23 protein-coding genes and 1 tRNA gene are annotated in these 23,563 nt (G+C 62.7%); 15 read left to right on the forward strand and 9 right to left on the reverse strand.

Annotation, left to right across the window (positions count from 1 at the left end):
• The first annotated feature begins 63 nt into the window (after positions 1–63).
• From O6P39_RS04730 to cyoE, 9 genes are all read left to right on the forward strand, one after another.
• Complete coding sequence (locus O6P39_RS04730) at positions 64–966, forward strand: OmpA family protein (protein WP_275610261.1); 903 nt, start codon at positions 64–66, stop codon at positions 964–966.
• A gap of 221 nt (positions 967–1,187) precedes the next feature.
• Positions 1,188–3,374, forward strand: a complete 2,187-nt coding sequence (locus O6P39_RS04735) for a type I secretion system permease/ATPase (protein ID WP_275610262.1) — start codon at positions 1,188–1,190, stop codon at positions 3,372–3,374.
• Positions 3,375–3,381: 7 nt separating this feature from the next.
• On the forward strand, positions 3,382–4,689 hold the full coding sequence (locus O6P39_RS04740; RefSeq protein WP_345774669.1) for an HlyD family type I secretion periplasmic adaptor subunit: 1,308 nt from the start codon (positions 3,382–3,384) through the stop codon (positions 4,687–4,689).
• A gap of 5 nt (positions 4,690–4,694) precedes the next feature.
• Positions 4,695–6,329, forward strand: a complete 1,635-nt coding sequence (locus O6P39_RS04745) for a TolC family protein (RefSeq protein ID WP_275610263.1) — start codon at positions 4,695–4,697, stop codon at positions 6,327–6,329.
• A gap of 925 nt (positions 6,330–7,254) precedes the next feature.
• Positions 7,255–8,241, forward strand: a complete 987-nt coding sequence (gene cyoA, locus O6P39_RS04750) for a ubiquinol oxidase subunit II (protein WP_275610264.1) — start codon at positions 7,255–7,257, stop codon at positions 8,239–8,241.
• 6 nt (positions 8,242–8,247) lie between these two features.
• Positions 8,248–10,227: a cytochrome o ubiquinol oxidase subunit I gene (cyoB, locus tag O6P39_RS04755; RefSeq protein WP_275610265.1), complete on the forward strand. Its 1,980-nt coding sequence runs from the start codon at positions 8,248–8,250 to the stop codon at positions 10,225–10,227.
• Between the two features lie 3 nt (positions 10,228–10,230).
• On the forward strand, positions 10,231–10,860 hold the full coding sequence (cyoC, locus tag O6P39_RS04760) for a cytochrome o ubiquinol oxidase subunit III (RefSeq protein ID WP_275610266.1): 630 nt from the start codon (positions 10,231–10,233) through the stop codon (positions 10,858–10,860).
• Positions 10,860–11,222 (forward strand): cytochrome o ubiquinol oxidase subunit IV, encoded by a 363-nt coding sequence (cyoD, locus tag O6P39_RS04765; RefSeq protein ID WP_275610267.1) that lies wholly within the window; start codon positions 10,860–10,862, stop codon positions 11,220–11,222. Before cyoC ends, cyoD begins: the two co-directional genes overlap by 1 nt.
• 11 nt (positions 11,223–11,233) lie before the next feature.
• Complete coding sequence (cyoE, locus tag O6P39_RS04770; protein ID WP_275610268.1) at positions 11,234–12,121, forward strand: heme o synthase; 888 nt, start codon at positions 11,234–11,236, stop codon at positions 12,119–12,121.
• A gap of 355 nt (positions 12,122–12,476) precedes the next feature.
• Here the strand turns inward: cyoE and O6P39_RS04775 are convergent, their stop codons facing one another.
• From O6P39_RS04775 to O6P39_RS04785, 3 genes are all read right to left on the reverse strand, one after another.
• Positions 12,477–13,775: an NAD(P)/FAD-dependent oxidoreductase gene (locus tag O6P39_RS04775; RefSeq protein WP_275610269.1), complete on the reverse strand. Its 1,299-nt coding sequence runs from the start codon at positions 13,773–13,775 to the stop codon at positions 12,477–12,479.
• Between the two features lie 53 nt (positions 13,776–13,828).
• Entirely contained in the window at positions 13,829–13,999 is a 171-nt protein-coding gene (locus O6P39_RS04780; protein WP_017516731.1) for a DUF3094 domain-containing protein, read from the reverse strand.
• An 82-nt stretch (positions 14,000–14,081) separates the two neighbouring features.
• Positions 14,082–14,711: a DUF1780 domain-containing protein gene (locus O6P39_RS04785; protein WP_275611888.1), complete on the reverse strand. Its 630-nt coding sequence runs from the start codon at positions 14,709–14,711 to the stop codon at positions 14,082–14,084.
• A 105-nt stretch (positions 14,712–14,816) separates the two neighbouring features.
• On the opposite strand from O6P39_RS04785, the gene O6P39_RS04790 reads away from it, so the two are divergent.
• The 4 genes from O6P39_RS04790 (at position 14,817) to O6P39_RS04805 (ending at position 16,712) form a co-directional block, all read left to right on the forward strand.
• Complete coding sequence (locus O6P39_RS04790) at positions 14,817–15,233, forward strand: GNAT family N-acetyltransferase (RefSeq protein ID WP_275610270.1); 417 nt, start codon at positions 14,817–14,819, stop codon at positions 15,231–15,233.
• Positions 15,234–15,235: 2 nt separating this feature from the next.
• Positions 15,236–15,703 (forward strand): FAD/FMN-containing dehydrogenase, encoded by a 468-nt coding sequence (locus O6P39_RS04795; RefSeq protein ID WP_275610271.1) that lies wholly within the window; start codon positions 15,236–15,238, stop codon positions 15,701–15,703.
• The gene (locus O6P39_RS04800) at positions 15,700–16,389 is read left to right on the forward strand and encodes an energy-coupling factor ABC transporter permease (RefSeq protein WP_275610272.1); all 690 of its coding nucleotides are present in this window, start codon (positions 15,700–15,702) and stop codon (positions 16,387–16,389) included. The genes O6P39_RS04795 and O6P39_RS04800 overlap by 4 nt, the downstream gene beginning before the upstream one ends.
• Before the next feature lie 107 nt (positions 16,390–16,496).
• Positions 16,497–16,712 (forward strand): hypothetical protein, encoded by a 216-nt coding sequence (locus tag O6P39_RS04805; RefSeq protein ID WP_275610273.1) that lies wholly within the window; start codon positions 16,497–16,499, stop codon positions 16,710–16,712.
• A 40-nt stretch (positions 16,713–16,752) separates the two neighbouring features.
• Here O6P39_RS04805 and yacG read toward each other — a convergent pair whose 3' ends face one another.
• From yacG to pilB, 5 genes are all read right to left on the reverse strand, one after another.
• Entirely contained in the window at positions 16,753–16,956 is a 204-nt protein-coding gene (gene yacG / locus O6P39_RS04810) for a DNA gyrase inhibitor YacG (RefSeq protein WP_015475735.1), read from the reverse strand.
• A complete protein-coding gene (gene coaE, locus O6P39_RS04815; protein ID WP_275610274.1) occupies positions 16,953–17,561 on the reverse strand; it encodes a dephospho-CoA kinase in 609 nt (202 codons plus the stop codon). The genes yacG and coaE overlap by 4 nt, the downstream gene beginning before the upstream one ends.
• Positions 17,562–17,626: 65 nt before the next feature.
• Positions 17,627–18,499 (reverse strand): A24 family peptidase, encoded by an 873-nt coding sequence (locus O6P39_RS04820; protein WP_275610275.1) that lies wholly within the window; start codon positions 18,497–18,499, stop codon positions 17,627–17,629.
• Positions 18,500–18,504: 5 nt separating this feature from the next.
• Complete coding sequence (locus tag O6P39_RS04825; RefSeq protein WP_275610276.1) at positions 18,505–19,722, reverse strand: type II secretion system F family protein; 1,218 nt, start codon at positions 19,720–19,722, stop codon at positions 18,505–18,507.
• A 3-nt stretch (positions 19,723–19,725) separates the two neighbouring features.
• Positions 19,726–21,429: a type IV-A pilus assembly ATPase PilB gene (pilB, locus tag O6P39_RS04830; protein ID WP_275610277.1), complete on the reverse strand. Its 1,704-nt coding sequence runs from the start codon at positions 21,427–21,429 to the stop codon at positions 19,726–19,728.
• A 226-nt stretch (positions 21,430–21,655) separates the two neighbouring features.
• Here pilB and O6P39_RS04835 point away from each other — a divergent pair, with 226 nt between their 5' ends.
• On the forward strand, positions 21,656–22,090 hold the full coding sequence (locus O6P39_RS04835; RefSeq protein ID WP_275610278.1) for a prepilin-type N-terminal cleavage/methylation domain-containing protein: 435 nt from the start codon (positions 21,656–21,658) through the stop codon (positions 22,088–22,090).
• 89 nt (positions 22,091–22,179) lie between these two features.
• Positions 22,180–22,255: transfer RNA gene (locus O6P39_RS04840), tRNA-Thr, on the forward strand.
• Positions 22,256–22,304: 49 nt separating this feature from the next.
• Here the strand turns inward: O6P39_RS04840 and galE are convergent.
• A complete protein-coding gene (galE, locus tag O6P39_RS04845; protein WP_275610279.1) occupies positions 22,305–23,327 on the reverse strand; it encodes a UDP-glucose 4-epimerase GalE in 1,023 nt (340 codons plus the stop codon).
• Between the last annotated feature and the right edge of the window lie 236 nt (positions 23,328–23,563).

A 23,563-nucleotide genomic window follows, 5' to 3' on the forward strand; every position in this document is an offset into this window, starting at 1 on the left:
GTCCCTGTCGGCGGAGCCAGCCAGAGAGTTTTGAACATGAAATCGACTATGACCGGAATTGGTGTGCCGAAGCACAGACGCCAACTGCCCGCGACCCTGGCGACCCTGGCGGTGATCGCTGGTTTCCACTCCCCCCTGAGCCTGGCGTTCGAGCCCAACCCGAAGATCTACGGCGAGATTTACCAGAAAGTGGGCTCCGTCGTACCCCAGCAGGCCCAGATCGTGATGTTCCGTGGCAAGGATGGCGGCAAGGACGCAGCCCACGTCTACATCGACGGCCAATTGCATAGCGCCTTGATGCCGGGCGGCTACACCGTGTTCTGCACCCCGGCGGGTGAGCACTCGCTGGAGTCCTACATCGGCGATGCGCCGGGGTATACCGGCAAGCGCAACCCGCAGAGTTACGCCAGGCTCGACGGTGGGCAGACCTATGTCCTCGAAGCGCCTGTCGGTCCTAACCAGAGCACCCCCATCGTGCATACCGGCAAGGATGCCGAGCAGAGCCTCGAAGGCCTGCACCGCCAGATCCAGTTGGTCAGCCGCGCCAGTTCCGTGGTGCCCTGCAAGACCGAGACGCAGAGCAAACTGAGCCTGCGCAGCGACATGCTGTTCCAATTCGCCAAGGGCGGCTACGACGACCTGACCCCGGAAGGCCATGACGTCCTGCGTGAGGTGGTAGAGCAGATTCAGCAACTGCGCGATAGCATCAAAGGTATCGATGTGGTGGGGCACGCCGACCCGATCGGCAGCTCGCAGACCAACGTGAAACTGTCGCGTCAGCGCGCCGAAACCATCCGCCGCGTGCTGCTGGAGCAGGGCCTTGCCAGCAATCTGGTTGAGGTTTCCGCCCGTGGCAGCGACGAACCGGTGGTGCAGTGCGATAGCGGTTCGCGCAAGGAACTCATCGCCTGTAACGCGCCGAACCGCCGCGTGGAGCTGGTCATCCTGGGGGTTGCCGGCAAGTAGCAGCCTCTAGCTGTCCTGCTCTGCTTCCCATCGGGGCGCGTATCGCTGCGCGGCCCTGATGGGGTGTTTCTTTCAGCTCTCTGTTTCTCTGCGGGCCGTGCAATACGACTAAGCAGGTGAGGGAAAGGTACGTCAGCCCAATCAGGGTTTTCCGATGCCGCCGGAAACGGCGCATTTCTACCATGCGCACAGCTTTTCCCTTTACTCGTGAAGGTGTGCCCATGAGTCCTTCCCTGACGCCCGACGCAGCAGTCGATCTGGGCGTTGCCTCCGAAAGTGACAGCCTGCTGGCCGCCGTGCGCTGGTTCTGTGCGCACTTCAAGCGGCCGACGAGTCTTGCGTCTCTGCATGCCGGTCTGCCGCGCGACCAACGCCTGAAACCGAGCCTGGTGGTGCGCATGCTCGAGCAGGCCGGCATCGGCGCCGGCTGGGTGAAGCGTCGCCCCGCAGAGCTGTCGTCCTATCTTTTTCCGCTGATGCTGCTGTTCCGCAATGGCGAGGCGCGCATCCTGGTGGCCCGCCGCGGTGAGCAGTTCGAGCTGATCGTTCCCGAAGCCGGTGGTAGCACCATCACCCTGAGTGCCGAGACGCTGCAGGAACACTACCTGGGCTATGCGCTGCTGGTACGGCCCAAGCCGGCAGCGGATGCGCGCACCGAGATTCCGCGCGGGGAGGGCAAGGGCCACTGGCTGTTTTCCACCCTCTGGAACTATCGCCGCTACTACTACAGCAGTGCGCTGGCGACGGTGCTGATCAACATCCTGGCGCTGGCCAGCACTTTCTTCATCATGAACGTCTATGACCGGGTCGTGCCCAACCAGGCGTACGTCACCCTGTGGTCTCTGGCCGCCGGTGTGGTTCTGGCGATCGGGTTCGAGTTCACCTCTCGCCAGGTGCGTGCTTACCTGATCGATACTGCCGGCAAGAAGGCCGACCTGATCCTGGGGACGAAGCTATTCCGCCAGTTGCTGGAAGCACGGCTGGAGTACAAGCCGCCGTCAGCGGGTTCCTTCGCTAACCAGTTCCGTGAGTTCGAGTCGGTGCGTGATTTCATCACGTCGGCATCGCTCGCCACCCTGGCGGACCTGCCGTTCTGCCTGCTGTTCGTCTTCGTGCTGTTCGTGATCGGCGGGCCGCTGGCGCTGGTGCCGCTGGGCTCGATGATCGTCCTGCTCGGGGTGTGCGCCTACCTCCAGCTGCCGCTGTCGCGCTTCATGAAAGAGAACCTGCGGGAGGCCTCGCAGAAGCACGGTTTGCTGATCGAGGCGATCGAAGGTGTCGAGACCCTCAAGGCGGCCCATGCCGAAGGCAGCATGCTGCGGCGCTGGGAAGACTTCAGCGCGCAATTGGCCGCTTCGACGATCAAGTCCAAGTCCCTGTCGAACATGGCTGCCAACGCAGTCTCGCTGATCACCCAGATGACCACGGTGATCCTTGTCCTGTGGGGCGTCTACCGCATCGGCGACGGTGACATGACCCTGGGCGTGCTGGTCGGCATGGTGCTGCTCAGTGGCCGGGCGCTCGCCCCGCTGGCCAGCGCGGTGGGTCTGGCCGTGCGTTACCAGCAGGCGAAGACCGCGCTGAACTCCCTGAACCAGCTGATGGAAATCCCCACCGTACGCGACAACAACCGCCGCTACCTGGAGGCGCCGAAGAACGCGATGCTGTCGCTGCGCAAGCTGAAGTTCTCCTACCCGGCCCCGCCGATGCAGCCACGACCCACGGTGCTGAACAACATCGACCTGAGCATCCGGCACGGCGAGCGCGTCGCCATCGTCGGCAACATCGGCAGCGGCAAGTCGACCCTGCTGCGCGTCATGGCTCGCCTGTACCAGCCGGTGGAAGGCCAACTGCTGATCAACGGCATCGATGCCGAGCAGATCGACCCGGCGGACTGGAATTCCACGGTGGGGTTCGTTGGCCAGGACGCGCGGCTGTTCTTCGGTTCGCTGCGCGACAACCTGCTGATTGGCAATCCATCGGCGAGCAGCGAGGAAATCCTCCATGTGGTGCGCCTGACTGGACTGGACGCCGTGGTGGCCAGCCATCCCCTGGGCTTCGACCGCCCGGTGGGCGAGATGGGCCAGGCGCTCTCCGGCGGACAGCGGCAACTGGTCGCCCTGGCGCGCGCCCTGTTGCTGCGCCCGCAGGTGCTGCTGTTGGACGAGCCCACCAGTGGCATGGACATGCAGACCGAACGCCTGTTCCTGCAACGCCTGGAGGCGGCCACCCAGGGCTGCACCGTGGTGGTGGTGACGCACCGCTTCTCGGTGCTGGGGCAGGTCGACCGCCTGATCGTCATGAACGCCGGCCAGATCGTTGCCGACGGCCCGAAGGATGAAGTGCTGCGCGCCCTGCAGGCCAACAACAGCACTGCGCCGGACAAGGCTCCGGCCGCGACCTGGTGAGCGGATCATGACGAATAGCCAAAACAGATCGGCAGCGGTGCCGGTTGTCGCGCAGTCCGAGAAGGCCGTGGCGACGATGGACGTCACGCCTTACGCAAAGGAAGTCGCACGGCTGCGCGACAACGATATTGCTTATGTCTCGGACTTGCAGGCTGCACTGATCGAGCAGAAGACCACGGCGAGCACCGTGGTGCTGCTGCTGATCGCGTCGGTGTTCAGCGGGCTCATCCTGTGGGCGTACTTCGCCCGGGTGGAGGAGATCACCCGTGGCGAGGGCAAGGTGATCCCCTCCAGCCGCGAGCAGGTCATCCAGAGCCTGGAGGGCGGCATTCTCGAGCAGATGAATGTCCGCGAGGGCGATGTGGTGGAGGCCGGGCAGGTCCTGCTGAAGATCGACCCGACCCGGGCCAGCGCAAGCTACCGCGAGGCGCAGTCCAAGGCGCTGGCGCTCAAGGGCCAGTTGGTGCGCCTGCGCTCGGAGGCCTACGGCCAGCCCCTGGTGTTCCCGCCGGATGTGATGGCCGTGCCTTCGATCGTGGAGGCAGAGACCCAGGCCTACAACGCCCGCAAGCATGCGTTGGACGATGGCGTTGCCGGTCTGCAGAAGAGCCTTTCGCTGGCCCAGGGCGAACTGACCGTTTCGGAGCGACTGGCCAGGCAGGGCCTGATCTCGGACGTGGAGATCCTGCGCATGCGCCGCCAGGCCAACGAGTTCAACCTGCAGATCAGCGAGCGTCGCAACAAGTACCGCTCCGAGGCAAACGCCGAACTGACCCGGGTTGAGAGCGAGCTCGCCCAGTCCGTGGAAAACGCGGCAGGGCGTGAGGACGTGATGAAACGCACCACGCTCACGGCGCCGGTCAAGGGCATCGTGAAGAACGTCCGCGTCACCACCATCGGCGGTGTGATCCAGCAGGGCCAGGACATCATGGAGATCGTTCCGCTGGAGGATCGCCTGCTGGTGGAGGCCAAGATCCGTCCGGCCGACGTGGCTTTCCTGCGCCCCGGTCTGCCCGCCACGGTGAAGATTTCCGCCTACGACTTCGCGATTTACGGCGGCCTCACCGGCAAGGTCGAGCTCATCAGCCCCGACACCATCAAGGACGACGAGATGGCCCGTCAGGGCCGTCCGGATACCTCCTTCTACCGGGTGCTGATCCGCACCGACGAAGCCGAGCTGAGCAAAGGCGACAAGCGCTTCCCGATCATCCCCGGCATGACCGCGACCGCGGAAATCCGGACCGGAGAAAAAACCATCCTGGATTACCTACTCAAGCCCGCGCTGAAGGCGCGTGAGGCCTTCCGCGAGAGATGATGAAAATGAAACGCCCTGAACAGACCTCGAAGAACCCTCGTACTCGATCCCGGTTCGGCCGCTCGGCGCTCGCCGCCACGCTGGCTTCACTGGCATCCATCGCGGGGGCCGATGCGGCATCGTCGGATGACTACAGCGGAGCGCTGAGCTTCTACTCCACGCCCAAGGAGCGAGCTGCGGTGGAGTCCGATGCCTCTCAGGCGATGCCCGTCGCAGCACCGGCAGCCCCGGAGTCGGCTCCGCTCGCAAAGACTGCCGCCGCCGAGCCAGCAGCCATCGCTGATACCGAGACAACACCGGCCAAGGCCCCTGAAGCACGTCCGACCGCCCCGAAGCCCGCACTGGACCTGAGCCCGCCGGTGGGCATTGGTACCGGCACCCTGTATGGCAACGGAGGAACGGCGTCGGCCTCGGGTATGGGGCAGGCGGAAGCCTCGCTCGCCTACCTCCGCGAGATGGTGAATACCGCGCTGCGCATCAGCCCGGAGATGAAGCAGGCCGACGCCAACTGGCTGGCCGCCAAGGGCGATGTGGATGAGGCCAAGGGCGAGCGCTGGCCTCAGGTGCAGATCAGCGCCAGCTCGAAGACGCTGCAGTCCAGCAGGAGCGACTACGGCAACGATGGCAGCACGACGGTGCAGATGGTGACGCCGGTCTATGACTTCGGGGCGATCCGCCACACCATCGACAGCCGCAGCAATACCGCCAATGCCCAGGAAGAGGCGAAGGGCCAGGCGCAGGTGACGGTTGCCTACAACACCGCCTCGGCGGTGGTAGAGCTGGCCCATCAGCAGGATGCGCTGGAGATCAGCGATCGTTATGTGGCGCGCATGCGTGAACTGGTGGACATGCTGTCGAAGATTGCCGTCGTGGATCCCGGCCGCGGCAGCGAGGTGGTGCAGGCACGTTCACGTCTGCTGCAGGCGGAAACCGCCCGCGACATGGTGCAGTCCAAGCTGCAGGAAACCAGAGTGACCTTGGCCAAGCTGGTGGGCGAGGAGGTGACCGTGCCGGCGGGTGTGAAGTGGGATTGGTCGCCAATGTCGTTGGACCAGGCGCTGGAGCTGCTGCCGGAGCAGCCCGTGTTGCGACAGGCGCGTTGGGAGAAGGAGGCGGCGCTGGCCAATGCCGAGTCGGTGAAGTCGTCGCGCATGCCCAAGCTGAACTGGGTGGTAGGGCGCAGCACCGGCAACAGCATGCTCGACAACAACGAGCCCTGGTCGACCGGCCTTGCCGTGGAGTGGCAGGCGTTCTCCGGTGGTTCGGCGTCGGCGGCGCAGCGCGCGGCCTATGCACGGGCGAGCGCGGCCGAGGAGAAGATGGAGGTGACCCGTCGCGAGTCGGAGTACCGCATCCGCAATCTGGTCGAGCAGCGTGACCTGTCGGCGGCGCGCGCTGATGACTACAAGGCGCTGCTGACGGAGTCCGACCGGGTGCGCAAGATGTTCTATGACCAGTGGTATCACCTGGGCAAGCGCACATTGCTGGATGTACTGATTGCTGAGAACGAGTACTACACGCACCAGATCGCCGCGTCCGATACCTACTACAGCGCCAAGGCTGCCGACCTGCGCATCCGCGCGGAAACCAGTGGCCTGATGGCCTGGCTGGCGCCGGGCAATGAGCCGTCTAGCCACTGATCGCGGGCGGTTCATGTAAGGACCGTCCCGCCCGGTTCACCCACTTTTTCCTGGCATGCCCGCTTCGGTGGTCGTGGAAGTTCAACTCGTTCCTGCTGTGCGGGACGGGCATGCCGAGGAGCGGATCGCCGGGTACGATCGTCACAACTTGAAGCAGTTTGTCCCTTGCAAATGTCGCTGTGCGTCGATGTGTCGCAGGGTGTGCGCAGTGCTTCGACGACTTTCGCGAAGGTTCTTGATCGCCATCATGGCAAGGTCTTTGCCAAGTGTTTCACAAGCCGGGTTCGCTTTCCTCGCAATGGCTTTGAAAGCCGCGTTTTTCATGGATCTGACACAATTTCGTGGCACCCGCGGACCGGCCTTTGGCAGGCAGGTAATACCCTTTCCCAGCTTGCGTGAATTGCTCATTTTCTGAGCGATTCAGGCCGCCACTGTTTCCCGCGTTGAGAAAATATCTTGTTAAAAATGAAAGGCCGAGGCCTTGAAAGGCATTTCTGAAATGCTTTGTAATACCCGCCGTCCATTTCCTACCCCCAAATCGCTGAGTCGCACTGACGCAGATCATGGCCAGTGTTCACCCTTCGGTGCAGCGGCATAACAACAGGGGGCTGCCATCGGTGGGCTCCTGTCATAAGACGAGTCGGGCAATCCGCTCGTGCATCCGGTGTGCGACGCGCGCGTTCTAACGAGCCGCCAGTCCAGACACCACACGCTGAATACTCACGGAACGAATCAGCTGACGAAATCGGTTTCGCATCGCGAAGACCGGGCGATCTCCCTTTGCCTGGAATCCTTGCGGCCGCGTTCGTGAATCCATGACAGCCCTGGCAGGCGGCTTGGAAAAGTCGCGGGTAACGAGTCCTCGTGCAGTGCGTGGCGAAGGCTCATGGGCGGTGAAGCGATTTTCATCCACTAAGGCCGCAAGATGAAAAAAGAGCAGTACACAGGAATTTTGAAGAGACTTGCGTGGCTGCCGATGCTGATGCTCGGTGGTTGCAACATGGCGCTGTTCGACCCGAAAGGGCAGGTCGGCGCCGACGAGAAGTCCCTGATCATCACGGCAACCCTGCTGATGCTGATCGTGGTGGTGCCGGTCATCCTGATGACCTTCGCGTTCGCCTGGAAATACCGGGCTTCGAACACCAAGGCCACCTACATGCCGGACTGGTCCCACTCGACCAAGATCGAGCTGGTGGTGTGGCTGGTTCCCTGCCTGATCATCGCCGTGCTTGGCTGGATCACCTGGGAGAGCACCCACAAGCTGGACCCCTACCGTCCGCTGGACTCCGAGGTCAAGCCGGTGACCATCCAGGCCATCTCGCTGGACTGGAAGTGGCTGTTCATCTACCCGGAACAGGGTATCGCCACCGTCAACGAAATCGCCTTCCCGAAAGACACCCCGGTGAACTTCCAGATCACCTCGGATTCGGTGATGAACTCCTTCTTCATCCCGCAGCTGGGTAGCCAGATCTACTCCATGGCCGGGATGATGACCAAGCTGCACCTGATCGCCAACGAAGAAGGCGTGTTCGACGGCATCTCCGCGAACTACAGCGGCGGCGGCTTCTCGGGTATGAAGTTCAAGGCCATCTCCACCTCCGAGCAGGGCTTCCAGGAATGGGTCGCAAAGGTCAAGTCCTCGCAGCAGACCCTGAACCTGGATCAGTACCCGGAACTGGTGAAGCCGACCGAGAACGTCCCCGCGACCTACTTCTCCACCGTCAGCCCCGAGCTGTTCTCCAGCGTGCTGAACAAGTGGGAACACGCCGGCCACGAGATGGCCAAGGCCCACAAGCTCAAAGAAGAGCAGGCCAACGGCGAGCACGGCGACGCTGCCCATGACGAGACCGCCATGGCGGGCCACGACATGAGCAACATGCCGGGCATGCAAATGAATCCGAGCCAGGAGTAAGCACAGATGTTCGGGAAACTGACACTGTCGGCCGTGCCGTATCACGAGCCGATCATCGTCATCACGCTGGCCGTCGTCGCCCTGCTGGGCCTGGGCGTGTTCGGCGCGATCACCTACTACCGCAAGTGGACCTACCTGTGGACCGAGTGGCTGACGTCCATCGACCACAAGAAGATCGGCGTGATGTACATCATCGTCGCCCTGATCATGCTGCTGCGCGGCTTCGCCGACGCCATCATGATGCGCGGCCAGCTTGCGCTGGCTGAAGGCGCCAACCACGGTTACCTGCCGCCGGAACACTACGACCAGATCTTCACCGCTCACGGCGTGATCATGATCATCTTCATGGCCATGCCCTTCATGACCGGCCTGATGAACCTGGCCGTGCCGCTGCAGATCGGCGCGCGCGACGTGGCGTTCCCCTTCCTGAACTCGCTGAGCTTCTGGCTGCTGGTCGTCAGCGCCATGCTGGTGAACGTCTCCCTGGGCCTGGGCGAATTCGCCCGTACCGGCTGGGTCGCCTACCCGCCGCTGTCCGAGCTGGCCTACAGCCCGGGCGTGGGTGTGGATTACTACATCTGGGCGCTACAGATATCGGGCATGGGTACCTTGCTCACGGGTATCAACTTCCTGGTGACCGTGTTCAAGATGCGTACGCCCGGCATGAAGCTGATGCAGATGCCGATCTTCACCTGGACCTGCACCTTCGCCAACATCCTGATCGTTGCGTCGTTCCCGATCCTGACCGCGGCCCTGGGCCTGCTGTCGCTGGACCGCTACTTCGACATGCACTTCTTCACCAACGAGCTGGGCGGCAACGCCATGATGTACATCAACCTCTTCTGGGCCTGGGGCCATCCTGAGGTGTACATCCTGATCCTGCCGGCGTTCGGTATCTTCTCCGAGGTCACCGCGACCTTCGCCGGCAAGCGCATGTTCGGCTACACCTCGATGGTGTGGGCGAGCGCCGCGATCACCTTCCTCGGCTTCACCGTGTGGCTGCACCACTTCTTCACCATGGGTTCGGGCGGCGACGTCAACGGCTTCTTCGGCGTTGCGACCATGCTGATCTCCATCCCGACCGGGGTGAAACTGTTCAACTGGCTGTTCACCATCTACCGTGGCCGCCTGCGCTTCAATACCCCGATCCTGTGGACCCTGGGCTTCATCGTCACCTTCACCATCGGTGGCATGACCGGCGTACTGCTGGCCATTCCGGGCGCTGACTACCTGCTGCACAACAGCCTGTTCCTGATCGCTCACTTCCACAACACCATCATCGGTGGCGCGGTGTTCGGCTACCTGGCCGGCTTCGTCTTCTGGTTCCCGAAAGCCTTCGGCTTCACCCTGGACGAGAAGTGGGGCAAGCGTTCCTTCTGGTGCTGGCTGGTCGGCTTCTACATGGCCTTCATGCCGCTGTACATCCTCGGCTTCATGGGCATGACCCGTCGCCTGAACCACTACGACAACCCGATGTGGAAGCCGTACCTGGTGGTGGCCTTCTTCGGCGCCGTGCTGATCTTCTTCGGTATCGCCTGCCAACTGATCCAGCTGCTGGTATCGATCAAGAACCGCAAAGCACTGGCCGACGTGACCGGCGACCCGTGGGGCGGCCGTACCCTGGAGTGGTCCACTTCCTCGCCGCCGCCGTACTACAACTTCGCCGAGCTGCCGCACGTCAACGACGTGGACGCGTTCCACGACATGAAGCAGACCGGTACCGCGTACCGCAAGCTGCCGGCCTATGCCCCGATCCACATGCCGAAGAACACCGCCGCTGGTTTCTCCATCGCGCTGTTCGCCTTCATCTTCGGCTTCGCTGCCATCTGGCACATCTGGTGGCTGGTGGGTGTCGGCTTCGTCGGCATGATCGCTTCGGTCATCGTCCGCAGCTACGTCACCGACCTGGACTACTACGTCCAGCCGGATGAGATCGAGCGCATCGAAAACGCTCATTTCCAGAAACTCGCTACTGCGCAGGTATAAGCCATGTCGACGGCAGTACTGAACAAACACCTGGTCGATACGCACGAAGCGGCGCACGACCATGACCACGCCCACGACAGCGGCGGCATGACGGTATTCGGCTTCTGGCTGTACCTGATGACCGACTGCATCCTGTTCGCGAGCGTCTTCGCTACCTACGCCGTGCTGGTCAACCACACGGCCGGCGGCCCGAGCGGCAAGGACATCTTCGAACTGCCCTACGTGGCCGTCGAAACCGCGATCCTGCTGATCTCCTCCTGCACCTACGGCCTGGCCATGCTGGCCGCGCACAAGGGTGCCAAGGGCAAGGCCATCGCCTGGCTGGGCGTGACTTTCCTCTGCGGTGCCGCGTTCATCGGCATGGAACTCAACGAGTTCCATCACCTGATCGTCGAAGGCTTCGGCCCGAGCCGCAGCGCCTTCCTGTCGTCCTTCTTCACCCTGGTCGGCATGCACGGCCTGCACGTATCGGCAGGCCTGCTGTGGATGCTGGTGCTGATGGCGCAGATCGGCACCCGTGGCCTGACCGCGCAGAACAACACCCGCATGATGTGCCTGAGCCTGTTCTGGCACTTCCTGGACATCGTCTGGATCTGCGTATTCACCGTCGTCTACCTGATGGGGGCTCTGTAATGACCGCTGCTGCACATCACCACGACTCCCACGGCGCCGGCCACGACAGCCATGGCGCCGGTCACGGCAGCCTGGGTTCGTACGCCATCGGCTTCGTGCTCTCGGTGATCCTGACCGCGATCCCGTTCTGGATGGTCATCGACGGTGGCTTCTCGCGTCACGCCACCCTGCTGACCATGGTGATCCTCGGCCTGGTCCAGGTCGTCGTGCACCTGATCTGCTTCCTGCACATGAACTTCAGCTCCGAAGGCCGCTGGAACGTCATGGCATTCATCTTCACCGCCATCATCATCCTGCTGGTGGTCGGTCTGTCGCTGTGGATCATCTACACCGCAGACACCCTGATGATGCCGATGCCCTGAGGGCCGATGCTGTGAAACTCAAGCGTTATCTCCTGGTCGCGAAGCCGGGCATCATCTTCGGCAACCTGATCGCAGTGGCGGGGGGATACTTCCTCGCCGCCCGCGGCAGCGTTGACCCGATGCTGCTGCTGGCCACAGTGATCGGCCTGTCCCTGGTCGTTGCCAGTGGTTGTGTGTTCAACAACTGCATCGACCGCGACATCGATCGCTTCATGGAGCGTACCCGCAGCCGTGTCACCGTGACCGGGCAGATCTCGCTCACGGCCGCCCTGGCCCATGGCGTGGTGCTCGGTGTGGCGGGCTTCGGCCTGCTGGCGTGGAAGACCAACGTGCAGGCGACCTTGCTGGCCGCGTTCGGCTTCTTCGTCTACGTCGTGCTCTACAGCCTCTGGCTCAAGCGCAGCTCGGTCTACGGCACGCTGGTCGGCAGTCTCTCCGGGGCCATGCCGCCGGTGGTGGGTTACTGTGCCGCCAGTGGTCACTTCGACATGGGCGCGGCGGTGCTGCTGTTGATCTTCTGCCTCTGGCAGATGCCCCACAGCTACGCCATCGCGATCTTCCGCCTCAACGACTACCGCGCCGCCGGGATTCCCGTGCTGCCGGTGGAGCGGGGCATCGAAGCGACCAAGAAGCAGATCCTCTACTACGTACTGGCCTTCGGCCTGGCGACCTTGCTGCTGACCGTGACCGGCTTCGCCGGCTACGGTTACCTGGCGGTGGCGCTGGCGGTCAGCGCCTGGTGGCTGTTCATCGCGGTGAAAGGCTTCAGTGCCGAAGATGACCGCCGCTGGGCACGTCAGTTGTTCGCCTTCTCCATCATCGCGATCAGCGTGCTGAGCCTGATGATGTCCATCGACTTCCAGGCCATCCCGGCCCAGTCGATGCTGGCGGCGCTGTAAGGCTGCTCGGCTGCAACGAAAAAGCCGCCCCTCGGGGCGGCTTTTTTGTGCCTGGTATTTATCGGCGATACAGCTTTGTGTAGGAGCGAGCTTGCTCGCGAACCGCCCGGTGCCTGGAGCTGTCGGAGAGAGCGTTCGCAGGCGGGCGCGCTAGGAGCGACGGTCAGTGCGTGCCCGCGGTTTTCCCTCTCCCTAACCCTCTCCCTGAAGGGAGAGGGGACTGTTAGGTGCAGGATGAAACCATTGTATCAGCCGGCATGGTTAGCTCCCTCTCCCTTCAGGGAGAGGGCGGGGGAGAGGGTTGAGCCTTGCGCGGGATTTCCTTGTGCGGGCTCCGTCCGCGCTCACTGTTCGATCAATGCAGCTTCAAGCGTGGCTCGGTACTGCGCCCGATACGGTCCGCAATCATCAGCAGCGCCGTGCGGAACGGCCCGTACAGCGCCATCTGGTGCATGCGGTAGAGCGACACGTAGAACATCCGCGCCAGCCAGCCTTCCAGCTTCACGCTGCCCATCAGGTTACCCATCAGGTTGCCCACCGCGCTGAAGCGCGACAGCGAGATCAGCGAGCCATAGTCGGTGTAGCGGTACTCCGGCAATGGCTTGCCTTCCAGCTTCGCGAGCAGCCCCTTGGCCAGCAGCGAAGCCTGCTGGTGCGCCGCCTGGGCGCGTGGCGGCACGGTGCGTTCGCTGCCATCGCCCATCGGGCAGGCGGCGCAATCGCCGAAGGCGAAGATGTTGTCATCGCGGGTCGTCTGCAGGGTAGGGCGAACCACCAGCTGGTTGATGCGGTTGGTCTCCAGGCCGTCGATCTCCTTGAGCAGGCTCGGCGCGCGGATGCCCGCCGCCCAGACCTTCAGGCTCGCCGGGATGAACTCGCCCACCGCCGTGCGCAGGCCGTCGGCCGTCACTTCCTGCACCGCCGAACCGGTGAGCACGCGCACGCCGAGCTTCTCCAGCGTCTGGTGCACCGGTCGGCTGATGCGCTCGGGCAGCGCCGGCAGCACGCGCGGACCGGCCTCGATCAGGGTGATGCGCATGTTCTGCGGCTGGATGCCGGTCAGGCCATAGGCCGCCAGTTCCTGCGCGGCGTGGTGCAGCTCGGCGGAGAGCTCGACCCCGGTAGCACCGGCGCCAACGATGGCGACGCTGATCTGGTCGTCCTTGTCCTGCCCGGCGTGGGCGCGCAGGTAGTGGGTCAGCAGCAGCTTGTGGAAGCGCTCGGCCTGCTCGCGGGTATCCAGGAAAATGCAGTGATCCGCGGCGCCCGCGGTGCCGAAGTCATTGGTGGTACTGCCGATGGCGAGGACCAGGCTGTCGTACTCCAGGCTGCGCGCCGGCACCAGCTCCACGCCTTGCTCGTCGAGCGTGGCGGCGAGCTGGATGCGCTTGCCGACGCGGTCCAGGCCGGTGAGGCGGCCGAGCTGGAATTCGAAGTGGTTCCATTTCGCCTGGGCGACGTAGTTCAGCTCATCCTCCGAGGAGTTGAGCGAGCCGGCGGCGACTTCGTGCAGCAGGGGTTTCCAGATATGGGTGAGGTTGGCGTCGACGAGCGTAATGCGCGCCTTGCCCTTTTTACCCAGGGTGCGGCCGAGACGGGTCGCGAGCTCCAGCCCGCCGGCGCCGCCGCCGACGATCACGATACGATGGGACATGTTGCATTCTCATAGCTTAGGGAATCCTGTATCGGCCCGTGGCGGCACGGCGCTCACGCAAGGTAGGCCAGGAGGCGGCTCAGCAAACCCAGGGCGATGACCACTGCAAGCAAGGCCCCCATCATCAGCCAGGGCTTGAAGGGGGCGCGCTGGACCTGGTGGACGGGGGAGCTGAGGTACTGATCGACCTTCTGCTGGTCTTCGGGGCTCAAGCGACTGGGCATGGGCGGCCTCCGTTTGTAATGCCGAGCATTCTAGTAGGGCTCGGGCGGCCCCTCAATGCACAAAGGGGCGAGCGGGCGTGCCTCAAAGGCCGACACCCATGTCGAACAGCACGGTGCGGCCGAGGCTGCCGCGCAGAAAGTCCGGTGCGTCGGTATGGGCGAACAGCACGCGGGCGAAGGTGGGGCCGACGATCGACAGCGAACGCCAGCCCTGGCGCAGGTATTCCGTGGGCGGCGGAAAAGGGGTGTTGAAGTCCGCCGTCTCACGCTTGAGGCTGACGAAGGCGAGCAGGTCCAGGTCGCGCAGATCGATGCCGCGCTCGCTGTAGTTGTGCGCTTTCTTGCGCAGCGTCGGCGCCAGGCGGGCCTGCAGGTCCGCGCAGGGAATCCGCCGTGGGCGCTGCTCGCGGCGGATCAACTGGTTGATGCTCTGCGCCATGCGCCGGCGCAGCAGTTCCTCGCGCCATTCCTCGTTGAGCCGCCGGCCCTGGTCGAGCACGAAGAACACCTCGAAGCTGGCGTCGCGAAACAGCACGTCCGGCGGCTGCTGCGCCGGCGCGATGAAGTCTTCCTGGCGATAGGGGACCTTCAGTGCCTGCAGCAGGCGCTGGCAGGCCCAGCACTCCCGCTCCCACTTGCGGCCGTTGGAGAGGAAGTCGTTGGCTTGTTCCGCCTGGCGGGTCAGCAGGCGCAGGTAGTCGGACTCATTCATGCCTTCAGCATAGTTGCTGTGCATCGCAGAGGCGTTGCTGAATCGATGGGGCGGCGGGATGGACGCCCGGTGTAGACTGTCGCGAGCCATGACACCGAGGTCGCGATGCTGCTTCGCTCCGCCGTTCCCGACGATCACGCTGCCCTGCGCGCCCTGTGGGAGCGCACGCCGGGCATCCAGTTGCGCCGTGACGACGACTACGAGCCCTTTGTCCTCTACCTGCGACGGAACCCCGGGCTGAGCCTGGTGCTGGAGGAGGGTGACCAGGTGATCGGCAGCCTATTGGCTGGCCATGATGGGCGCCGGGGCTATCTGCAGCATCTGGTGGTCGACGAGGCTTTTCGTGGACGCGGGCTGGCGCGGGCGCTGCTCGACGAGGCGCTGGCCCGTCTGGCCCGCGAAGGGATCGGCAAGTCGCACGTCTTCGTGCTCAGGGATGCGCCCGAGGCCCTTGCCTTCTGGGAGGCCCAGGCGGGGTGGGGGCGGCGCGAGGATCTACAGGTTTTCTCCGTGGGAGGTTGAGCGTGAAACGATTGTTGAGTGGACTGCTGTTCCTGCTGCTGTCGGGCACCGTGCTGGCGCAGGAGACGATTACGGCGAGCGGCTGGACCTTGCTGGACCAGTTCGACAAGCCCTACACGGCCAGCCCCGAACTGCGGGTGGTACTGATCGCCCGTGACATGACCGGCAGCAAGCTGGTCAAGTCCGCTCTCGAAGGCCGCCCCGCCGACTATCTCGAAGCCCGGCATGCGGTGTTCGTCGCCGACATCAGCCGTATGCCCGGGCCAATCTCGTCGATGTTCGCCGTACCCGCCATGCGCGATTACAGCTACCGTGTGCTGCTTGATCGCGACGCGCGTATCGCCAACCGCTTCAGCGCGCAGCCGGAGGGAGTGACCTGGCTGCAGCTGGAGCAGGGCAGGGTGGTCGGCACTCGCCGCTTCGATAATGCCGAGGCGCTGCGCCAGGCCTTGGAGCGCGGCACGCCGTGATTGCTGCTCAGCTGCTGTCCGAAGAAACCCTGGAACTGGGCTGGGCCATCTATCTGCCCGTTCTGGCCTGGGCCGCCTGGCGCGCGCCCTGGCTGGAGCTGATCAGCGACTTCCGCCGCCAGCACCTGGTGTTCGGCACCATGCTCGGGCTGTTCCTGCTGTGGCTGGTGCGCCGGGATTTCGCCTCGGGGGTGTCCTTCCACTTCATCGGCATGACTGCCGTGACCCTGCTGCTGGATTGGCCGCTGGCGATCGTCGTCGGGCTGGTGGCGCAGATCGGCCTGTGCGTGATCGATCGACAGGACTGGGCCGCCATTGGTATCAACGGCATCCTGCTGGTGCTGATCCCGGTGCTGATCACCGAGCTGGCCGCCATTTTCGTCGAGCGCCGGCAGCCGCGGAACCTGTTCGTCTACATCTTCTGCTCGGGGTTCTTCCCCGCTGCGCTGGCGGCCCTGTGCAGCCTGATGCTCGGCCTGGGGCTGCTGTGGATGGATGGCCTGTTCCCCATGCCGCCGTGGATCGAGGACTTCATCGGCTACCTGTGGCTGATCATGTTCCCGGAAGCCTTCATCAACGGCACCATCGTGACCGGGCTGGTGGTCTTCTATCCGGACTGGCTGGAAACCTTCAATCGCACGCGCTACCTGCAGGCCCCCTGGAAGGATGACGATGGGTCGCGCTGATGTTCGGCCATCGGCCAGGCGCATCGCCCCTGTCGTTTGATCCAGGTCAGTTCGGAAACGTCCTACGATCGGGGAAGCTTGGCGCCCCATTCGCGAGGAGATTGCCGATGAGCATTCATAGCTGGGCAGAGCAGCGTCTTCAGGAGTTGCTGATCGAGGCGGAGGCGGCGGGGCAGGACCCGCAGTTGGTGGTGCGTGCGCTGCTCAGTGCGGCGGTGCGTGCCAACGCACAGGTGCGTACCGAGGAGGACCTGGGGCACGAGCTGCACTTCCTCGCTGACAATCTGGACGAGGAAAGGGACTACGCCTTCATGCGTCCCTGAACGAAAAAGGCCCGCAGATGCGGGCCTTTTTCATGGGGGCTCAATGTCCGCGCGGCTTTTCCAGGTCGCCGGAGAACAGCTCGTCTTCCAGGTTGTCGCCGGGGATGGCGTGTTCTTCGGCGGCCCAGGCGCCGAGGTCGATCAGCTTGCAGCGGTGCGAGCAGAAGGGGCGGAATTCGCTCTTCGCGCTCCACTCCACGGGGGCGCCGCAGGTGGGGCATTCCACGGTCATAGGTTGGCTCATGGTTGTCCTCCACGCAGGCCGAGATAGAACTGATGCAGGCGCTCGACCTGCTGGTGCAGGTGCGCGAGATCGCCGTCGTTGAGCAGCACGTCGTCCGCGTGCTTGAGTCGGTCTTCGCGCACGGCCTGAGCCTTGAGGATCGCGCGGACCTGTTCTTCGGACACCTTGTCCCGACGCATGGTGCGTTCCAGTTGCAGGTGTTCCGGGGTATCCACCACCAGCACGCGCTGGGTCATGCGGTGCTGCCCGGACTCCACCAAGAGCGGCGAGACCAGGATGGCATAGGGTGATTCGGCGCGCGCCAGGTTCGCGGCGATTTCCTGGCCGATCAGCGGGTGCAGCAACTGCTCCAGCCAGCGCCGCTCTTCCTCCGACGTGAAAATGCGCTCGCGCAGGGCCGCGCGATTGAGCTGGCCGTCCGGCAGCAGCACCGCATCACCGAAGCGGTCGACGATCTTGCCCAGGGCAGGACGGCCGGGTTCGACCACCCAGCGCGCGGCATGATCGGCGTCCACCATGTGTACGCCCAGCGTGGCAAAGTGCTCGGCGGCGGCACTCTTGCCGCTGCCGATACCGCCGGTCAGGCCCAGAATCCAGGGTTTCATGGCTCTCCTTCTTGCCGGCCCAGCGACCGTCAGAACGCGCCGAACGGACTCGGCGCGAGGGAAGGCTAGTGGAAACCGGCGAACTGCAGATAGGTCGCGGTTATTTGATCACCCCAGAGCAGCGCAATCCAGCCGGCAATGGCCAGATAAGGGCCGAAGGGGATCGGCGTACTGGTTTCGGCCTTGCGCAGGCGCAGGGTGATGATGCCCAGCACCGCTCCCACCAGGGACGACAGCAGGATGGTCAGCGGCAGCACCTGCCAACCACCCCAGGCGCCGAGCATGGCCAGCAGTTTGAAGTCGCCGTAACCCATGCCCTCCTTGCCGGTGAGCAACTTGAACAGCCAGTACACCGACCACAGGCTCAGGTAGCCGAACACCGCGCCCCAGAGCGCATCGCCCAGACTGGTGAACAGTCCGAAGTAATTGACGATCAGGCCCAACCACAGCAATGGCAGTACCAGCGCATCTGGCAGCAACTGGTGATCGACGTCGATCATGCTCATCGCCAGCAGCCCCCAGCCGAGCAGCAGCATGGCGCCGGCCTGCCAGCCGAAGCCATAGTGCCAGGCGATGAAGGCCGAGAGCGCGCCACAGGCCAACTCGATCAGCGGGTAGCGCTTGCTGATCGGAGCCTTGCAGGACGAGCACTTACCACCCAGCGCCAGGTAGCTCACCACGGGAATGTTTTCCCAGGCCTTGATCTCGTGGCCGCAGTGCGGGCACTGGGAGTTCGGGAGAATCAGGTTGTAGGTGGGCTGCGGCTCGCCTTCCGGCAGATCGAGAGCCAGACGTGCTTCGCGCTGCCAGTCACGCTCCATCATCCGCGGCAGGCGATGGATGACTACGTTGAGGAAACTACCGACCAAAAGCCCGAGTACGAGCGCGCATAAAACAAAGGCCAGCGGGGTGCTGGCCAGGAAGTTGAGGACTGACATGTGGCTTATACGACGTTGCCCAGTTGGAAGATCGGCAGGTACATGGCGATGATCAGGCCGCCGACCAGCACGCCGAGTACGGCCATGATCATTGGCTCCATCAGCGTGGTGAGGTTGTCGACGGCGTTATCGACTTCCTCCTCGTAGTAGCTGGCGACCTTGTCCAGCATGGAGTCCAGCGAGCCGGACTCCTCGCCGATGGCGGCCATCTGGATAGCCATGCTCGGGAAGACGCCAGTGGTGCGCATGGAGAAGTTCAGTTGGGTACCGGAGGAAACGTCCTGTTTGATCCTATTCACCGCATTACGGAATACCACGTTGCCGGTGGCACCGGATACCGAGTCCAGTGCCTCCACCAGGGGAACGCCTGCTGCGAAGGTGGTGGAGAGCGTACGCGCATAACGGGCGACGGAGGACTTGTAGAGAATGTCTCCGACGATGGGGAGCTTCAGTATCGAGCGATCCACGCTGTCTCTGAATTTCTCCGAGCGCCGATGGGCTTCTTTAAATGCGAAGGTGATGGCGGCTATTGCAATCAATACGATAAACCACCAGTCCTGCAGTACTTCGGAAATGTAGATGACCATTCGGGTGAACGCAGGAAGCTCTGCTCCGAAACCGGCGAATACCGATTGGAATTGCGGTACTACCTTGATCAGCAGAATGGCCGACACGATGATGGCGACGACGATGACCGCAATGGGATAGGTCATGGCCTTCTTGATCTTGGCCTTGAGCGACTCGGTCTTTTCCTTATAGGTTGCCACACGGTCGAGCAGGGTTTCCAAGGCGCCGGACTGTTCGCCCGCGTCCACCAGGTTGCAGTATAGGTCGTCGAAGTATTGTGGCTTCTTGCGCAGGGAGTTGGCCAGACTGTTACCGGCGGCGACCTCCTGTTTGATTTCATCTACCAGCTTCCGCATGTTCGGGTTCTCGAATCCTTCGCCAATGATGTCGAAGGATTGCAGCAGCGGAACACCCGAACTCATCATGGTTGCCATCTGCCGGGTGAACAGGGCGATGTCCAGCGGCTTGATCTTCTTACCCTTGCCCAGTAGTGAGACGCCCTTTTTGCGCACCTTGATCGGGTTGATACCTTGCTTGCGCAACTGAGCCTTGATCAGTGCTGGGCTGGTCCCCGAGAGTTCCCCTTTGATCTTCCCGCCCTTGCGATCAGTGCCTTCCCAGGTAAAGACACTGGTCTTCAATGCTTTTTCCGCCATGGATTAATCCTTGGTCACGCGGTTGATTTCCTCGAGGCTGGTAATGCCCTGCATGGCTTTCAGCAGGCCCGAGGTGCGCAGATCGTTGAAGCCTTCTTTGCGGGCTTGTTCGGCGATCTGAATGGAATTGCCTTCTTCCATGATAATCCGCTGTAGTGCCGGCGTGATTTTAACCACTTCATAAATACCCACACGCCCCTTGTAGCCGTTCTTGCAGTTTTCGCAGCCGACTGGGGAATAGAGCTTGAACGAACCTACGCGGTTTTCCGGAAAGCCTTCGTGAAGCAGGGTTTCGCGCGGTACGTCGTGTTCCTGCTTGCAAGTTGGGCAGAGCTTGCGTGCCAGACGCTGGGCAATGATCAGGTTAGTCGATGTGGCGAGGTTGAAGGAGGCAACCCCCATGTTCAGTAGGCGCGTCAGGGTTTCCGCGGCGCTGTTGGTGTGCAGGGTGGACATCACCATGTGCCCGGTTTGCGCGGCCTTGATGGCGATTTCCGCCGTTTCCAGGTCGCGGATCTCACCTACCATGATCACGTCGGGGTCCTGACGCAGGAAGGCGCGCAGGGCTTGGGCGAAGTCCAGGCCCTGTTTCGGGTTGACGTTGACCTGGTTGATGCCTTCCAGGTTGATCTCCACTGGATCTTCCGCAGTCGAGATATTGATATCTGGCGTATTGAGGATGTTCAGGCCGGTATAGAGGGATACCGTCTTGCCCGACCCGGTGGGGCCGGTCACCAGGATCATGCCCTGCGGCTTTTTCAGCGCATCGAGATACAGCTGTTTCTGTCCCTCCTCGTAGCCCAGGGCATCGATACCCATCTGCGCGCTGGCCGAGTCGAGAATACGCATCACGATCTTTTCGCCCCAAAGGGTGGGCAGCGTGTTGACGCGGAAGTCGATGGACTTGGTCTTGGATACGCGCATCTTGATGCGGCCGTCCTGCGGCTTGCGGCGCTCGGAGATATCCAGACCGGCCATCACTTTGAGTCGGGCGGAGATGCGGCTGACCAGTTGCACCGGCGGTTTGGCGACTTCCTGGAGCATGCCATCGGTACGGAAACGCACCCGGTAGACCTTCTCATAGGGCTCGAAGTGCAAGTCGGAAGAGCCGCCCTTGATGGCGTCGAGCAGCATCTTGTTGACGAAGCGCACCACGGGCGCGTCGTCGGCATCGCCGCCGATGTTTTCTTCCTTGCGCTCGGCATTACCGCTTTCGATATCCAGGCCTTCCAGGTCGACATCGCCTAGGTCGTCCAGCCCACCGGTAACGCTCTCGAAGAGTTTCTCGATGGCGTCGCCGAGCCGATCATCCTCCACCAGGATGGCTTCGGTGGTTAGGCCTGTGCTGAACTGGATGTCGGTGATCGCTTGGTGGTTGGTCGGGTCCGACAGGCCGACGAAGAGCTTGTTTCCTCTGCGCCACAGAGGGAGGACGCGGTGTTGGCGAACGAGCTTCTCGCTGACCAATTCTTTGGGAAAGCTATCTCTATCCAGACTGCTCAGATCACAAAAGGCGACGCCGAACTGGTCGGCGGCCAACTCCATCATCGGGCGGCTTTTCACCAGCTTGTTCTGCACCAGGTAGGTCACCAGCGACAGCTTGTTGCGCTGTGCCTGCGATTGGGCCTCTCGCGCGGTATTCTCGTCGAGCAGTTGAGACAACACCAGTTGCCGGGCAAGGCCGGACAGGACGACTTGATCGTTCATGGGGAAATAGCCGGATAGAGGGTATTAAGCCTTATAACGCAGTTGGTGGGAGGTGCCAAATTGGTCGAATCCTGCTGCCGAAATTTGTCACTTCCTGCGTAATTTCGTTTCTTGCTATCTGAAACTCCCTATGTAGGCTCAGGTTTTGGGTGTATGACTTTTTGGCATGGAAGCTGCTTTCTCAAGAATAGGTCCTAGGACCGTACCTAAAAACCTGGAGAGAACTATGAAAGCTCAAAAAGGCTTTACCCTGATTGAACTGATGATCGTGGTGGCGATCGTTGGTATCCTGGCGGCTATCGCCCTGCCGGCCTATCAGAACTATATGAAGAAGGCTGCTTATACCGAAGTAACCGCTGCAATGGCTCCGTTCAAACTGGCTGTCGATGAGTGCTATGCGGCCGCTACCGGCGCTAACGCTGCTGCAAAGCTGGGTACTTGTGATGCTGGCGCCGGTGGCGTACCGGCTGCTCCGGCGACTAGTACCACCAAAGCATTCAACTCCCTGGATGTTGTCGATGGTGTGATCACTGCCACTCCGAACGCCTACAAGGGTATTCTGGCTACTGAAACCTGTGTTCTGACTCCGACCGCTGATGGTGAGCGTTTGGTATGGAACTACAGCGGCGCTTGCTTAACTGCTGGCTACGTCAAGAACTAAGTTGGTTTTAGGTAGGCAGGTAGGCTGTGGCATCACATGATTAAGTCTTAATTGATAATGCATGCGATGGGTGCTAGTTTACCGCCGCCGCCGGTGTAGCTCAGTCGGTAGAGCAGCTCATTCGTAATGAGAAGGTCGGGGGTTCGATTCCTCTTACCGGCACCAGCTTCAACAAAAGCCCCGCTTTCGAGCGGGGCTTTTGTTTGTCTGCGATTCAGCTTTCGACATAGCCGTTGGGGTTGTGGCTCTGCCAGTTCCAGGCGTCGCGGCACATGTCTTCGATATCGCGGGTGGCGCGCCAGCGCAGTTCGTCGACGGCCAGGCCGGGGTCGGCGTGGTAGCTCGCCACGTCGCCCGGACGGCGATCGAGGAATTGCCGGGGTAGCGGATGGCCGCAGGCCTTTTCATAGGCGTCGATGATTTCCAGCACGCTATAGCCGCGTCCGGTACCGAGGTTGAAGGTGCGGATGCCTTGGGCGCCGTCCAGCCAGCGCAGGGCGCAGAGGTGGGCGTCGGCGAGGTCGCAGACGTGCAGGTAGTCGCGCACGCCGGTGCCGTCGGGTGTCGGGTAGTCGCTGCCGAATACCTGGATGAAGGGCCGTCTGCCGGTCGCCACTTGGGAGACGTAGGGCATCAGGTTGTTGGGGACGCCATTGGGGTGTTCGCCGATCTGTCCGCTGGCGTGGGCGCCGACCGGATTGAAGTAGCGCAGGATGGCGATTTTCCATTGCGGGTCGGCGTGGGCGATGTCGCGTAGCGCGATCTCCGCCATCAGTTTCGACTGGCCATAGGGGCTGGCCGGTGCCGTGGGGGCGTCCTCGCGGATAGGGCTTTGCGCGGTGAGCCCGTAGACCGTGGCGGAGGAGCTATAGATGAAGCGCTTTACACCGTGGCGCTGCATGACCTCGCACAGCGGCAGGGTGCCGGCGAAGTTGTTCTGGTAGTAGCTGATCGGTTTGGCGACCGATTCGGCAACGGACTTCAGGCCGGCGAGGTGGATGGTCGCCTCGATCGCATGTTCGCTGAAGAGCCGTTCGAGCGTGGCTTCGTTGCGGATGTCGCCTTCGATGAAGGGAATGGGCTGCCCGGTGAGCTGCTCGATCCGCCGTAGAGGGATGGTGGAGCTGTTGCAGAGGTTGTCCAGGATCACAGGGGTGAAGCCCTGCTTGATCAGCTCCATGCAGATGTGGGAGCCGATGTAGCCACAGCCCCCGGTCAACAGAACCTTTCTCGTCATGATCTCGCCAATGCTTCCCTGTGCCGATTCGGCCGTCCTCGAATTCTCTCAGAGGCGGTCGAACCGACCCTATGCAGGGCGGCGTGATCGATTTGGCAACTTGGCGATTGGGCGGGGATCGCCGAAGGTGACGGCTCTTTCTCTGTGTAGGAGCGAGGGGGACGCCTAGTCCTTGCTCGCGGACCGCCCAAGCGCCGAGGTCACCTGGAAAGCGTTCGCGAGCAAGCTCGCTCCTA

The organism is Pseudomonas sp. PSE14 (assembly GCF_029203285.1).
Lineage (GTDB): Bacteria > Pseudomonadota > Gammaproteobacteria > Pseudomonadales > Pseudomonadaceae > Pseudomonas.